Origin of the sequence: Marinobacter algicola DG893 (genome assembly GCF_000170835.1) — a bacterium.
Classification (GTDB): Bacteria; Pseudomonadota; Gammaproteobacteria; order Pseudomonadales; family Oleiphilaceae; genus Marinobacter; species Marinobacter algicola.
In genome coordinates this window covers 1-15,377 of record NZ_ABCP01000001.1, presented here as the reverse complement: position 1 = coordinate 15,377, position 15,377 = coordinate 1, and the positions used below count along the sequence as shown (strand labels likewise).

Genomic DNA, 15,377 nt, shown 5'->3' with positions numbered 1-15,377 from the left:
ATGCGATGCAAAACAATGACAAAAACGCAGCAGTGATTCGGGTGATGTTGGCAAAAATTGGACTGGACGGTCACGATCGCGGCATTAAAGTGGTCGCCCGTGCACTACGTGATGCCGGCATGGACGTGGTCTACACCGGACTGCATCGCACACCGGAGGAGGTCGTGGACGCTGCCATTCAGGAAGACGTGGATATCCTCGGCATCAGCCTGCTGTCCGGTGCGCACATGCACATTTTCCCCAAGGTATTGGAGCTTCTGAAAGACAAGGAAGCCGAAGACATGATCGTTGCCGGTGGCGGTGTCATCCCCGATGACGATGTCAAAGAACTCTACCAGATGGGAGTCCACAAGATTCTTCTTCAGGACACTCCGCCACAAGAAATCATCGATTCGTTCCGGCAAATGGTCGCAGATCGAGGTGCCCGATAGTCAGGGCCGTGGCCCGCAGATTTCCTCAGACGACAACCAATAACAAAATCAGGAGTCTCCGATGGAAGAGTGGAATTTTCCCCCCAGTTATCGCAACGACTATTTTCCGGACGCGAACAGTCCCTACTGGTTCCGGGACCGGGAGACGATGGACCCGGAAAAACGCGATGAGTTGATTGTTGCACGCATCCGCGAGGTGATGGCCTATGCCTACGACCACTCGCCGTTCTACCAGCGCAAATGGGACGAGGCCGGTATAAAGGCCAATGACATTCGTACCCTCGCAGACTTTGAGGAAGTGCCCGTCGTCACCAAGCAGGAGCTGCGCGATTCCCAGGCGAAAAACCCACCTTTCGGCGATTACCTCTGCTGCCCCGAAAGCGACATCCACCATATTCACGGTACTTCCGGTACCACCGGCCGACCCACCGCTTTTGGTATTTCCAGGCGTGACTGGGAAACCATCGCCAACAACCATGCCCGGATCATGTGGGGTATGGGGTTACGCCCTGGTGATACGGTGTTTGTGGCGGCGATTCTTAGCCTTTACATGGGGTCATGGGGGGCGTTGATCGGGGCTGAAAGACTGGGTTGTAAAGCCTTCCCCTTCGGCGCTGGTGCACCGGGGATGACTGCGCGAGCGGTAACCTGGCTCGGAATGATGAAGCCAGCCGGGCTGTATTCAACACCGTCTTACGCGTTAAGGCTGGCGGAAGTGGCCCGCGAGGAAGGGGTAGACCCGAGAGAGTTCGGCATCAAAGTGCTGTTCTTCTCCGGCGAACCGGGCGGCTCGATTCCGTCCATCCGCGACAAGATTCAGCAGATCTACGGTGCCAAGGTAGTTGACTGCGGAACAATGGCGGAGTTGACCCCCTGGATGCATGCCTCTGGCAGTGCAGACACCGAGGGCATGCTGCTTTGGCAGGACGTTGTCTACACCGAAGTGGCAGACCCAAAAACCAATCGCCGGGTGCCATACGGCGAACAGGGAACGCCTATCTACACGCACCTCGAGAGAACGTCCCAGCCGATGATCCGGATGGTGTCCGGTGATCTGACCCATTGGGTGATGGAAGACAATCCCTGTGGTCGCACCTATCCCAGGCTGCCAAAAGGCATTTACGGTCGGATCGATGACATGTTCCAGATCCGCGGTGAAAACGTGTATCCCAGCGCCATTGCGGAAGTTCTGGAAGGCCTTTCCGGTTATGGCGGCGAGCACCGGATCATTATTTCACGGGGCGGCTCTATGGATGAGCTGGCTGTAAAAGCGGAGTTTGATCAGGAGGTCGCAGGCAGAGGCCCGGATGCGGTGAGATCTCTCGGTGAGAAGGCAGAGGCTGAACTGAGCCGGGTACTGGGTGTGCGGGCACGGGTTGTCATGGTCGAGCCTGATACTTTTCCACGTACCGACTTCAAAGCCCAGCGTGTCGTTGATGACCGGGACCTTTACCAGAGCCTCAACCAGAAGCGAGGAGGTTAAATGATTAACCGCATACCCTCGATGAAGCTTGCGGAGCGCGTGCGGGAAGGACATCTTCGCGCCATCGCCAGGCTTATTACCCGCGTTGAAAGCGGCGGTGATGCTGAGGTGCGCGAAGCCCTGGCCGAGCTTTACAAAGCGACCGGCAACGCCCATGTGGTGGGCATTACCGGTGTGCCAGGAGCAGGGAAGTCTACCCTTGTCACGCAACTGGTCCATGAGTACCGGGCCAGCGGCCGCAAGGTTGGTGTGGTTGCTATTGATCCTTCCAGCCCGTATTCCGGCGGTGCGATCCTCGGTGACCGTATTCGCATGGGCGACCTGGTGTCCGACCCCGGTGTTTTCATTCGCAGCATGGCCACCCGGGGAACCCTGGGCGGTCTTGCCAGGCCGGCCCTGGATGCGGTGGACCTTCTGGATGCCGGCGGCTTTGACGTGGTCCTGATCGAGACGGTCGGGGTGGGGCAGGACGAGGTCGATATTGTCCGCGCCGCACACACCACCGTGGTCGTCAACGCGCCCGGGCTGGGCGACGACATTCAGGCCATCAAGGCTGGTGTTCTGGAAATCGCCGATGTCCATGTGGTGAGCAAGGCCGACCGGCCGGACGCCAACAAAACCATTCAGGAACTCAAGGCCATGCTGATGATGAGCCTGGAGCCGGGCGAGGGAATCTGGCGGGTGCCCGTGGTGCCGACCAGTTCCGAAAAGCATAGCGGCTTTAAAGAGTTGATGGCCGCCATTGATCGCCACGCGGAACACCTGGAAAAAAGTGGCGAGATCACCCAACGGCGGCACCAGATTGCGTTAACGCGGGTGGTGAAGGTGGCCGAAGAGATTGTCCGGGATAATTTTGCACGTGACAGCAGGTCGCAGACCGAAGAGCTGCTCAAGAAGGTTACCCAGCGCGAACTGGACCCCCATGGAGCCGCGGTGACCCTGTTAAAAGCCATGAAGGAGACCATTCATGAAGCGCACTGACCAGTATGACCCAGCTGCACTGAAGCACATTGAGAAAGAGTTTGATCAGTGGGAACGGAACGAAGTGTCGTCCTTTATCAAGCGGGCGCCGGAGAGCAAACCGGAGTACGTCACCGCGTCCGGAATGCCGACGAAACGCACCTACACACCATTGGATGTCAAAAACACCCCCTTCGAGGACATTGGTTTTCCCGGGCAGTATCCCTTTACCCGGGGGCCATACCCCACCATGTATCGGGGCAGGAACTGGACCATGCGCCAGATTGCCGGCTTCGGTACGGCAAGGGAAACCAACGGTCGCTTCAAGTACCTGATCGCCCAGGGCCAGACCGGTCTGTCGATCGACTTCGATATGCCGACGCTGATGGGTTACGACTCCAGCCATGCCATGAGCCAGGGTGAGGTGGGCCGCGAAGGCGTTGCCATTGACACCCTCGCTGACATGGAGGAGTTGTTTGACGATATTGATCTGACCAAGATCTCGGTATCCATGACCATCAATCCGTCCGCATGGATTCTCTACGCCATGTACATCGCCCTGGCGCAGAAACGGGGATACGATCTCAATGACCTGTCGGGCACCATCCAGAACGACATTCTCAAGGAATACATCGCCCAGAAAGAGTGGATATTCCCGGTGCGGCCGTCGGTTCGCCTGGTGCGGGACTGCATCCAGTACGGCTCCGAAAACATGAATCGGTACAACCCCATCAACATCTCTGGCTATCACATTTCTGAAGCCGGTTCGACAGCGGTCCAGGAAGTGGCGTATACCATGGCGACCACCATGGAGTATGTCAGGACCGCCATCGACGCGGGCGTGGATGTGAACGACTTCGGGCCGCGGCTGTCCTTTTTCTTCGTCAGCCAGGCAGATTTCTTCGAGGAGATTGCCAAGTTCCGCGCAGCCCGTCGCGTGTACGCCAAGATCATGCGTGAAAAGTTTGGCGCCACGAAACCGGAAGCCAGCCGGCTTCGTTTTCACGCCCAGACTGCGGCGGCAACCCTGACCAAGCCGCAGTACACCATCAACCCGATCCGTACGGCGCTTCAGGCACTTTCTGCGGTACTGGGTGGTGCCCAATCCCTGCACACCAACGGCATGGATGAAGCATTCGCCATTCCAACGGAAGAGGCGATGCGTATTGCCCTGCGAACCCAGCAGATCATCGCCTACGAGACCAACATCACCCAGGTGGTGGATCCGTTGGGCGGTTCCTACTATGTCGAGAATCTTACCGATGAGATCGAGAAGGAAGTCTGGAAGATTCTTGATGAAGTTGAGGAACTCGGTGGTACGCTCCAGTGCATCGACGACGGCTACTTCCAGAGAGGCATCTCCGATTCCGCCTACGATTTTGCACTGCGTAAGGCCAGTGGAGAGCGGCCGGTTATCGGCGTCAACATGTTCGTGCAGGACGAAGAGGATGTTGAAATCGAAACCCATCCCCACGATCCGGAAACCGAGCGCCGGCAGATTGAACGCCTGAACCGGGTCAAGGACAATCGCGACGAGGAGAAAGTCCAGGGTATGCTCAAGCAACTGAAAGAGCAGGCCGAGGACGAATCGGCCAATCTCATGCCGATCACCATCGAACTGGTGAAAGAGGGCGCCTCGATGGGCGATATTGTTGAAACCCTGAAAGGGATATGGGGAACCTATCGCGAAAAACCTGTAATCTGACCGGCTTCGAATACTGACAGGACCGGTTCACGGGAGACATGAATGGTCAGGCTCACCAAGATCTATACGAAAACCGGAGACAAGGGCGATACCGGCCTTGGCGATGGCAGCCGCGTCGCCAAGCATGACCTGCGCGTGGAAGCCTACGGCACGGTGGATGAGGCCAATGCAGTGATTGGTCTCGCGCGGCGGCATGTGGATGGCGAACTGGACATTATACTGGCGCGTATCCAGAACGATCTGTTCGATGTCGGGGCAGATCTGTGTACCCCGATCGTGGAAAACCCGAAATACCCGCCACTGAGGCTTGCCGAGGGCAAGACCATTGAGCTAGAGCAGGAGATCGACCGGTTCAACGCGGATATTCCGTCGCTTCGCTCCTTTATACTGCCTGCGGGAAACGCTGCGGCTGCACATCTTCACCATGCCCGCACCGTAACGCGGCGCGCTGAGCGTATCATTGCTCAGCTGCAGGAAGAGCAGGACATCAGCCGGTTGGTTCTGGAATACATGAATCGGCTGTCTGATTTGCTGTTCGTCCTTGCCAGGCACGCGAACAACCAGGGTAAGGACGATGTGCTTTGGGTGCCGGGTAAATAATGCTAGCCCGAGACCAAGGTATTGATGCGTGAATTTGTTGCCGCTGGAACATGGCGGCCGGCTACGGGCCGCCGCGAAGACGTGGGGCATCCCGATGAATCAATGGCTGGACTTGTCCACCGGTATCAATCCAACGGGGTGGCCTGTTCCGGCGATCCCGGAAGAGATCTGGCGTCGCCTGCCGGAGCCAGACGATGGCCTGGAGCCACTCATCAGACAATGGGTGGGTGCACCGGATGGCGCCGCATGTATGGCCCTGGCTGGTAGCCAGGCGGCAATCATGCACTTGCCCCGTTTACGAAAGCCGTGCCGGGTAGGTGTGCCCTCTCCGGGGTACCAGGAGCATGGTCATAACTGGGCTGCTGCCGGCCATCGGGTGATAGAGATTGGCAATGATCAGCTAGCGGATGATGACGAAAGCTGGCTGGACGAGCTGGACGTGCTGGTGTGGATCAATCCGAATAATCCCACTGGCCAGGTTGTTGATCCGGACCGGTTGCTGAGCTGGCATCAGCAGCTTCAGAGTCGTGGCGGGTGGCTGATTGTAGACGAGGCGTTCGTCGATGCTACACCAGAGCTCAGTGTCGGGCATGCGACCGACAGACCCGGTCTTATCGTCATGAGATCCCTGGGCAAGTTTTTCGGCCTGGCGGGCCTGCGGGCCGGAGCCGTGGTGGGGGACCCGGATATTATTCGCCGATTGGGTGCCATGATCGGGCCCTGGTCAATCAGTGGCCCCGCTCGATTTATCATGGATCAGGCGCTGGCCGACACCCAGTGGCAGGCTGCGACGATGGAGCGGCTGCACAATGAAAGCCAGCGGTTGGCGGACTGCCTGTCGAGGCATGGCCTTGAAGGCGCTACGGGAACGGCGCTTTTTAGATACGTTCGGCATGACCGGGCGGCGGATATTGCAGGCGAGCTCGCACGGCGGGGAATTCTCGTTCGGGAGTTTGAGAATCCTGCTGCACTGCGGTTTGGATTGCCTGGTTCGGAACCAGAATGGGCCCGGTTAGACCAGGCACTGTATTTAAGTTATCTGTATTGATTTAGCACATAAGGGCTGCTAGTTTGGCGCCCGATTCGATGAACACCGTGTTCAGGTAACGCGTTTGTGCGGTATCCCCGCCGAAACGCGTAAAACGGGAAGTCGGTTAAAGTCCGACGCTGCCCCCGCAACGGTAAGCGAGCTAAAGGCAATCGAAAAAAGCCACTGTGCGCCATGCATGGGAAGGTGATTGCCCCGGACCGGCCCAACAGGCCGATCCACTCGCAAGCCCGGAGACCGGCCTGAATACACACCGGAAGTTGCGGAGGGCGACGGCGGTGGGAGAGTTGCGTCGGTCTCACACCCGTACTCTGACTCGTATCCTGCCTCCCCAATCTCATACTCGTACTCCGCAACACAATAACCATCACGCGGGTGCGCGTGGTTTGCCAGCGAGTGTTGATTATGAGTTGTCCGAAGTCTTTGCCGGTCGTGTTTGCCGGCCTCCCCCTTGTGTTCCTGTCCGTTTCCGATGCGTTGGCCGACAATGAAAGTGTTGTGGCGGCGCTCGATCCCATTGTTGTTACCGCCACGCTTGGGCCGAAGACCCGGGGCGAAAGTGACTCGTCGGTCACGGTGATCGATGAACAGGCGATCGAACGCTTGCAGCCGCAAACGTTCGACGAGCTGCTGATGGGCCAACCCGGCATCGACATCACCAGCAACGGCTCTTTCGGTAAGAACACCAGTGTGTACACCCGGGGCACCGGTAGTGAATCCACGGTTTTCCTGGTGGACGGCATTCGTTTGCGCTCGGCCACCAGTGGTAGTGCTGCCTGGCAGTATTTCCCGCCGCAAATGGTAGAGAGGGTGGAAATTGTGCGTGGCTCTCGCAGCAACCTTTACGGTGCTGATGCCGTCGGTGGTGTCATTCAGGCCTTCACTCACAGTGCCGAAACCGGTCATGAGGGTTGGGTTCAGGCCGGCGGAGGCAACTTTAACACCCAGGAGTATGTGGCTGGTGCGGCCGGCACTGAAGGCCGGATGAAGTACAGTCTAAGCGCGAGTCATTTGGAGACCGATGGCACGGCCATCGTTGAAGGGGGCGAAGATAAAGGCTTTCGTAATACGTCCGCCCTGGCGTCCGTAGCCCATCAGTTTGACTCCGGCGGGGAAGCTGGCGTCGTTCTCATGCGTGCCCAGGGCAATACCGAATTTGAGGGAGGTGACACTGATTTTGCCATCCAGACTCTCGGTTTCAAACTGGACACCCCCATCAGCGACTATTGGCGGAGCCGCATCCTGTTGGCGGAATCCATTGACGAACAGGATACACGGGACGAATTTGGTAACAGCACCTTCGACACCAAAACCCGCAGTGCCCGCTGGGAGAATCAGATCAGTGTTGGCCGCCATGAGTACATCCTGGGCGGTGAACTCCTGGTGGATGAAGTAGACAGCACCACCGACTTTGACGAAACCAGCCGCACTAACGCCGCTGTTTTTGGTCAGGCCCTGCTGAATTTCGGTCCGACGGACTTTCAACTGAGTTTGCGCGCTGACGACAACGAGGCTTTTGGTCGTGAGGAAACCGGTGCGATCGCCATGGGTGTCGATATGGATCGCAACCACAGGGTAAGGGTGAGCTACAGCACATCATTCCGGGCGCCGACGTTCAATGACCTCTACTTCCCGAACTTCGGCAATGCGGATCTTCAACCGGAAACCGCAGGTAGCGTGGAGTTCGGTATTGGCGGGAATTACGCCCGTTGGTTCTGGGATGCCGCGATCTATCAGACCGACGCTGATGATCTGATTGTATTTGTCTTCAGGGACGGTCGGTTCGCGCCATTCAATGTTAACGAAGCACGCATCAGGGGGATTGAGCTGAGTGCTGGCCTGGAATTGGACGAATGGACCGTACAGGCTGGGGCCTCGGTAACCGACCCCCGCGACCGTGAGACCGACAATCGAATTCGTCGCCGTAGCGCGAAGCAGTTCCGGGTGGATCTGGATCGGGATTTTGGCCAAGTATCGTTGGGAACCACGGTGAAGGGTCAGGGCTATCGCTACGACGATGCTGAAAACGAAGAGCGCCTCGCCGGCTTTGTTACCTGGGACTTGCGGGCAAAGTGGGAAATTGACAGCCATTGGACCACAAATCTGACGGTCGACAACGTGCTCGACAGAGAATACGCCACAGCACAGCGATTTGACGGCACCGCGTATATAGCCGCCGGTCGTACTGCGATGCTGACGATTCGATACGACCTATGAACAACCATGGAGAGGTTAGTGCATGATTGAACGCCTGTATCGGATTCTGAGTCGCCCGTTGTTACGCTGGTTTTCGGGGCTTCTGCTGATGCTGTCCCAATCAGTGTTCGGCGCCACGGTATTCGGGGTGGTGTCCGAGCGTTCCGCTGCGGAGATGGCCGCTGGTGCAGAACGCTTTCTGGCAGCGCAGCCAGATCACCGCATTATTCTGCGGACTCCAGAGCAGTTGGCAAACCTGGACAACAGCGCCCTCGATGATCTGGTGAAGCAGGCCGATGCCTTATTGATGGCAGCGGTTTTCGGAGAGCAGATGGGCCGAATTGAGCGTGCAGTGAGTGCGCAGTCGACCGTTCGCGAGTTTCCGATTCTGGGGGTGAATGGCGACAGAGCGTTGACTGTATTGTCACGGTTGCAGGGACGAAAGCCCCTGGAAGGGCTGGATGCCACCACTCTGAACAACCTGATGAAAGCGCCGGACCCCGGCACGGACTTGAAAGCCCATCTGGCAGAGCTTAAGGCCCGTTTCCCCGAACAGAAACCCTGGCTTGAAGGCCGGGCCCTATACCAGGGACGCACCCCGCAACACCTGGATGCCTTATTGCGTTGGTTGCTTGTTCAGGCGGGCGAAGAGCTTGACGTGCCGGATCTGCCGCCCCGGTCGCTGATCCGCTATTACCGTAATGGTGAAGCCACAGATAACGCGGCAAACCTTAACCTGCAATCCGGCCCTGTGGTCGCGCTTCTGGACCTGGATAGCGGTGATCGCCCCGGCGATCGGGCGCTGCTGGACGCAACCTGTGCAGCCCTGGAATCCAGAGGAATGCAATGCTTTGCGATTCTGTCCCGATGGGGTGGTGCCAGCCTGGAGGCCGTCCGTGCCCTGAATGAAACGGTAGGCCCGGCGACCCTGTCCGGTATTGTCAGTCTTCAGGACTTTATTGTCGGCGGCGGTGAAGGTCGGCGTCAGGTCACGGAGGCGCTGGTCCAGCTGAATGTGCCGGTGATTAAAGGCTTGCGACTGGCCTCCCGCACCGCCAATCAGTGGCAATTGTCGATCGATGGTGTTCCGTCTGACAAGGTTCACTACAAACTGGCGATGCCCGAGCTCCAGGGCGTCAGTCAGCCCATGGTGCTGGCTACCGCGGAGCCGGAAATGATTGACGAAAACACCGGTGTGGCCCTGACGCTGACCCAGCCGGTGCCGGAGCGAGTGGGCGCCGTCGCCGACCGCCTGAAACGCTGGCAGGCGCTGCAAGCCAAGGACAACGCCGACAAGCGCGTGGCCATCATCTACTACAACCACCCACCGGGCCGGCAGAATATTGGGGCGGACAATCTCGATGTGCCAGCTTCGCTATATGAAATGCTGCACTGGCTTAAAGCCGAGGGCTACGAGACTGGTCCACTACCGGAGAGCCCGGAAGCCCTCACCGACCTGCTCCAGCAACGAGGCGTGAGTCTGCCGGATGATCCTCGCGCGTTGAGGGAAATGGCCGGTGATGTCGCCTCAATGATGGGCAGTACCTATCGCGAGTATCTCGAAACCTTGCCCGACGTTGTCCAGCAGGAAATTGTCCATGGCCCGCTGGGTTATTTGCACGAGCGACTGGAGCAGGCATATGGATTGGGCGAGAAAGAATTGGCGACCGGCCTGTTGAATCGGGGTATTCGTGACTTGCGGCATCTGATTGAACACCTCCAGCACCCGAGCCGAAAGGCTGCGCTAAGCCAACTGGACGAGTACGAAACGCTCTGGCAAGCGCGTCTCGATGAAGGTGGTCACAGTGCGGAACTGGATGACAGTCGGGTTGCCTTGGCCGATACGGGCATTCCCGGACTAAAGGGGTGGGGGGAAGCGCCGGGTCAGTCCATGGTGGTTGATGACAGGCTGATTTTCCCTGGCCTACGTTTCGGAAACATCTACGTCGGTCCGCAACCGCCCCGGGGCTGGGAAGTGGACGAAGAATTGTTGCACGCCAACACTACCTTCCCTCCGACCCATCAATACGTGGGCTTCTACCACTGGTTACGGGATCACTACCAGGCTGATGCACTGGTTTACGTTGGTCGCCACTCGACCAGGGAATTCCTGCCACGCCGCCGCGCTGGTTTGACGGAAGATGACTACCCGGATTTGCTGGGGGGCGACCTGCCATTGATTTACCCTTACATCGTCGACGGTGTTGGCGAGGGCATCCAGGCCAAGCGCCGGGCGCTGGGAGTCATGATCAGTCATTTGACGCCGCCGCTGGCCGCGACGGAGCTTTATGACGAACTGCTGGAGCTCCGACAACTCGTGGAAACCTGGGAGTCTGCCAATGAGCCCGACAGCCCCACCAGGGAACGGGCGCTGAAGATGCTGCGGGAAAAAATTCAGGTGCTGGATATCTCCGACGATCTCGAACAGGAAATCGCTGGCGAGATGGGGTTGTCGGTGGAAGAGGTTTCCCTCGATGAACTCTCACCCGATCTGCTGGTGCACGAAGCCGGTCACTATGTCACCGATATGCAGGAACACTTTATGCCGCTGGGGCTGCACGTGTTTGGCAGGGACTGGAGCGCAGACATGGTGGACACCATGCTCGACTCCATGGCGGGTAAGGCCGGCACGCCAGAGCTAGCGTGGCGCACCGACCTTGAGGCGTCTCCTGCTTCCGAGCGCACCAGCTTTCTCAACGCGTTGAATGGCCGGTTTGTTGCTCCGGGGCAGGGCAACGATCCGTTGCGAACACCAGCGGTATTGCCAACGGGACGTAATTTTCACGCCTTGTCGGATGATCTGATTCCAACCCGTGTGGCCTGGTCGCTGGCTGAAGAACTGGTCGAGGAGGCCAGGGCCACCAAAGACAGCCATTCAGAGCAAAGCGATGCACTGGTGCTCTGGGCCTCGGATACGGTGCGGGACGAAGGGGTCATGATTGCGTTTGGTATGAAGCTGTTGGGTGTGCGCCCGGTGTGGAACAGTCGGGGCATCGTGAAAAGTTTGGAGCGTTTGCCCGCCGGCCCGGGAACCGATACACCCAGTCGTCGCAACGTCGTTTTCACCACGTCCGGCTTGTTTCGGGATCTTTATGAAAGCCAACTGGAATGGCTGGATATGGCATCGCGGTACGCCTTGGCGGGCGCAGCCGGATCCATCAGGGCCAAGTACCCGGAGCTGGAAGAGGCACTGGACCAGGCGTTATCGGTTCTGCCGGTCGACATGCGTAAGCCGGGCGAGGAATCCCTGTCCACCAACGGTGTTGCTGCCCACTGGGTCGCTGATACACGGGTATTGCTGGCCGCAGGTGCGTCAGCTCGGGATGCGGGTGCAAAGGCTGCTTACCGGGTCTTCGGTACGGCTCCGGGCGCATACGGTGCGGGGGTTAACCGGCTTGCCACCCGGACGGGCGCCTGGCAGGACCGGGAACAACTGGGTGATGCTTATCGCCGGCGTATGGGGCACGTCTATGGCAAGGGCAGCCAGGGTGAACCGGCTCACGACGCTTTCGACCGCCAATTGCAGACGGTAAACCATACCTACCTTGGGCGGGCCAGCCATCTCTATGGTCTGCTGGACAACGATGACGGTTTTGATTTCCAGGGCGGGCTGTCCAACGCCGTGGAACACCTGCGAGGCGAGCCCCCGCAGAACCGGGTGCTCCAATACGCAGATCCGCGAAATCCCCGGGTGGATTCGCTCCAGCGGGCGCTGCAGGTAGAACTGAGAGCCCGTAACCTGAACCCGCAATGGTTAGCGCCGCTGATGGAGCACGGCTACGCCGGTGCCCGCACCATGGGCAGTGATTTTCTCGACAACCTCTGGGGCTGGCAAATCACAAGTCCCCAGGTGCTTCGTTCCAGTGTCTGGAACGAGGTCAATGAAGTGTACTTTCAGGATCGCCACGGCCTTGGCCTGGACGACTTCCTGGCAGAGGGGCACAACGTGCATGTCAAAACCCACATGCAGGCGATTGCGCTCCTGGCCGCGAAACGGGGATTCTGGGAGGCGGACGTTTTCACCCGCCAGGCCCTGGCACGTGACTTCGCGGGAAATATCATCGACCATGGCCTGCCCGGCAGTGGCCACACCCGTCCGGATCATCCCCTGATGGATTGGGTCGCGGACCAGTTGGAACCCAATCAGCGGGAAGCCTTCGAATCCGCGCGAAAAGGTGGGTCGGCTGATTACCCCGCGATGCCCGCTGCCAACGATGATTGTCAAAACTCCGGAAACCAGAGGGCGTCATGTTGAAATCGTTACGGCATACCGCTGCGTTGATGTCGTTAGCTCTGGCTATGTCACCGGGGGCGGCGGCTGGCACTGACCGGTGTGCAACAGACGATACCGGCCAGGAAGTCTGCCTTGAACAACCGGCCAGCCGGATCGCGGCCTTGTCTCCCGGAGCGACCGAACTTGTCTGGGCCGCAGGCGCTGGTGATCAGGTGATTGCGGTGGTTTCGTACAGTGATTACCCCGAGCAGGCGAAGCAGGTCACCTCTGTGGGTAGCCACACCCGCATGGACCTTGAGCGCCTGATGGCGCTGAAACCCGATCTGGTCATTGGTTGGGTGACGGGCAACCCGCCGGAGCAGATTGCGGCCCTGAGGGACCTGGGGTTGCCGGTATTCTCCATTGAGCCCCGAAGTTTTGAGGGCGTTTCACGCACCATCGAACGGCTTTCGACTCTGGCGGGTACTGAAGATGAGGGCTTTGCCGAAGCAGATCGTTTCCGCAAGGGAATGGCGGCACTGGAAAAACAATATCAGGGTGCGGAGCCGGTCTCGGTGTTCTATCAGGTGTGGGATGAGCCCCTGATGACCGTGAACGATGAGCACCTGATTGGTAAGGTGATAACGCTTTGCGGGGGCGTGAACGTGTTTGGTGATCTTGATCGCCTGGTGCCGAGGATCAGTGCCGAGTCTGTTATCGGTGCCAATCCTGAGGCCATTCTGGCTGGTGGCATGGGTGAAGAGAACCGGCACTGGCTGACCCGCTGGGAGGCTTTCCCGAGTATCGATGCCACTGCGAAGGAGAACCTGTATTTCGTTCCACCGTCGCTGATCCAGCGCCCGACGCCGCGTATTCTGAAAGGTTCACAACTGTTTTGCGAGAAACTGGATGATGCCCGTGCCAAACGTTAGTGGGAGACAGACCCTTTGAGCAGGCCTCTGACCATGCCACTTGTGTTGTTGGCTCTGGCCAGCTTGGCCGCCATGATGTTGTCGGTGGGTGTTGGCAGTGTCAGCGTGGCACCGGGAGATGTTGTCGCCGTCATTCTGGGTGAGGGCAGCAACCTGCAGCAAACCCTGGTGCTGGAATTGCGCCTGCCACGAACATTGTCCGCTTTCGCAACTGGCGGTTTGCTGGCCGTGGCTGGGGCTCTGATGCAGGTGCTGTTACGCAATCCGTTGGCGGACCCCTACGTTCTGGGGTTGTCTGGCGGTGCGGCCGTCGGCGCCTTGTTTGCGATGCTGGCGGGCCTGGGCGGTTTGATGATCTCCGGATCGGCTTTTGCCGGTGCGTTGTTGGCCACTTTGATGGTGTTCGGTCTGGCCCATGGGACTGGAAGCTGGACGCCGTCGCGTTTGTTGCTCACCGGTGTGGTGGTCGCCGCTGGCTGGGGCGCCGTGATAACCCTGATGTTGGCCATCAGCCCTGCCCAGCGTCTGCCGGGAATGCTGTACTGGTTGATGGGTGATGTGTCCTACGCAAGAACGCCCTGGCCTGCACTGGTGTTCCTGGTGCTGGTGTGCCTTTTGGTGGCTCCCCTGGGGCGGAGTCTTAACGTACTGGCTCGCGGCCCCATGCAGGCGGCAGCCCTCGGCGTATCGGTGCGCCCGCTGGAATGGACGATCTATATCCTTGCCAGCCTGCTCACCGCAACTGCGGTCACCATGGCTGGCAGTATTGGTTTTGTTGGCTTGGTGGTGCCCCACATGCTGCGGCTGGTCCTTGGTAATGACCAGCGCTTGATCCTCCCTGCATGCGCATTGGCTGGAGGCACGCTGCTGGTGCTGGCGGATACCCTGGCACGGGTAGTGATTGCGCCCGAGCAGTTGCCGGTGGGTGTGATTACCGCGCTGCTGGGTGTACCCACCTTCCTTTACCTACTGTATCGGAGCCGCTGATGAATCCGTTGCAGGCTCGAAAGTTGGTTATCGACATTCCCGGGCGGGGCGATGGGGAAGCGTTGAACTTTGCCGTGGAACAAGGACAGATCTGGGGCGTTTTGGGGCCAAATGGTGCCGGCAAGACGACGCTCTTGCACACACTGGCGGGGTTGCGATCACCACGTCGCGGATCGGTTTGCCTGGGAAAACATCCTTTGGCAGACCTGAAGCGCAGGACAATATCGCAACAACTGGGGATGGTTTTCCAGGAACGGCAGGACGGTTTTCCCGCGACGGTACTGGAAACAGCACTGATTGGGCGCCACCCGTGGTTGTCGCCCTGGCAGATGGAGTCCGGAGCCGACGAACGTCTTGCGAGACGCGCTCTGGATCAACTGGATGTGGGCCATCTCAGTGATCGGTTGGTGAACACACTCTCTGGCGGTGAACGCCAGAGAGTAGCCATTGCCACCGTGCTGACCCAGGCACCTGATACCTGGCTTTTAGATGAACCCACCAACCACCTTGATCTGCACCATCAAGTGTCGGTACTCCAGTTACTGACCGAACAGGCGCGTAGTGGGCGTTCCGTCTTCATGTGTCTGCACGATCTGAATCTCGCGGCACGATGGTGTGACCACCTGCTGTTGCTGTACCCCAACGGCGAAGCGTGCTGGGGGCCAGCAGAACGAATGCTCGTGCCGGCCGCGCTTGAACGACTCTATGACCAGGAACTGCTAACAGTCGAGGTGGATGGTGCGCCACTATTTGTACCAAAGAAGGCCGTATAAAAGGCTCGGAGCAGTGGTGGGGCCATCCCGTCCGGGACCGTCAAAAACA

Annotated in this window: 11 protein-coding genes and 1 riboswitch; all 11 genes read left to right on the top strand. The window is 58.8% G+C overall.

Translation table 11 applies throughout. The annotated features are described in order from the left end of the window. Positions 1 to 5 precede the first annotated feature (5 nt). Positions 6 to 431 (top strand): cobalamin B12-binding domain-containing protein, encoded by a 426-nt coding sequence (locus MDG893_RS00055; RefSeq protein ID WP_007151650.1) that lies wholly within the window; start codon positions 6 to 8, stop codon positions 429 to 431. Between the two features lie 61 nt (positions 432 to 492). Then, entirely contained in the window at positions 493 to 1,914 is a 1,422-nt protein-coding gene (locus tag MDG893_RS00050) for a phenylacetate--CoA ligase family protein (protein ID WP_007151649.1), read from the top strand. Beyond that, positions 1,915 to 2,895 (top strand): methylmalonyl Co-A mutase-associated GTPase MeaB, encoded by a 981-nt coding sequence (gene meaB / locus MDG893_RS00045; RefSeq protein WP_007151648.1) that lies wholly within the window; start codon positions 1,915 to 1,917, stop codon positions 2,893 to 2,895. Further along, the gene (locus MDG893_RS00040) at positions 2,882 to 4,579 is read left to right on the top strand and encodes a methylmalonyl-CoA mutase family protein (RefSeq protein ID WP_007151647.1); all 1,698 of its coding nucleotides are present in this window, start codon (positions 2,882 to 2,884) and stop codon (positions 4,577 to 4,579) included. Before meaB ends, MDG893_RS00040 begins: the two co-directional genes overlap by 14 nt. Positions 4,580 to 4,621: 42 nt before the next feature. After that, positions 4,622 to 5,179, top strand: coding sequence for a cob(I)yrinic acid a,c-diamide adenosyltransferase (locus MDG893_RS00035; RefSeq protein WP_007151646.1), 558 nt, complete (start codon positions 4,622 to 4,624; stop codon positions 5,177 to 5,179). 28 nt (positions 5,180 to 5,207) lie between these two features. Continuing rightward, positions 5,208 to 6,227: a threonine-phosphate decarboxylase CobD gene (gene cobD, locus MDG893_RS00030; protein WP_007151645.1), complete on the top strand. Its 1,020-nt coding sequence runs from the start codon at positions 5,208 to 5,210 to the stop codon at positions 6,225 to 6,227. Between the two features lie 47 nt (positions 6,228 to 6,274). Next, positions 6,275 to 6,477, top strand: a riboswitch (cobalamin riboswitch). A gap of 155 nt (positions 6,478 to 6,632) precedes the next feature. After that, positions 6,633 to 8,444, top strand: a complete 1,812-nt coding sequence (locus MDG893_RS00025) for a TonB-dependent receptor plug domain-containing protein (RefSeq protein ID WP_007151644.1) — start codon at positions 6,633 to 6,635, stop codon at positions 8,442 to 8,444. A 22-nt stretch (positions 8,445 to 8,466) separates the two neighbouring features. Beyond that, positions 8,467 to 12,678: a cobaltochelatase subunit CobN gene (locus MDG893_RS00020; protein ID WP_007151643.1), complete on the top strand. Its 4,212-nt coding sequence runs from the start codon at positions 8,467 to 8,469 to the stop codon at positions 12,676 to 12,678. Beyond that, the gene (locus MDG893_RS00015; protein WP_007151642.1) at positions 12,672 to 13,568 is read left to right on the top strand and encodes a cobalamin-binding protein; all 897 of its coding nucleotides are present in this window, start codon (positions 12,672 to 12,674) and stop codon (positions 13,566 to 13,568) included. The genes MDG893_RS00020 and MDG893_RS00015 overlap by 7 nt, the downstream gene beginning before the upstream one ends. A gap of 33 nt (positions 13,569 to 13,601) precedes the next feature. After that, the gene (locus MDG893_RS00010) at positions 13,602 to 14,555 is read left to right on the top strand and encodes a FecCD family ABC transporter permease (protein ID WP_007151641.1); all 954 of its coding nucleotides are present in this window, start codon (positions 13,602 to 13,604) and stop codon (positions 14,553 to 14,555) included. Beyond that, positions 14,555 to 15,328 (top strand): ABC transporter ATP-binding protein, encoded by a 774-nt coding sequence (locus tag MDG893_RS00005; protein WP_007151640.1) that lies wholly within the window; start codon positions 14,555 to 14,557, stop codon positions 15,326 to 15,328. The genes MDG893_RS00010 and MDG893_RS00005 overlap by 1 nt, the downstream gene beginning before the upstream one ends. The last annotated feature ends 49 nt before the right edge of the window (positions 15,329 to 15,377 follow it).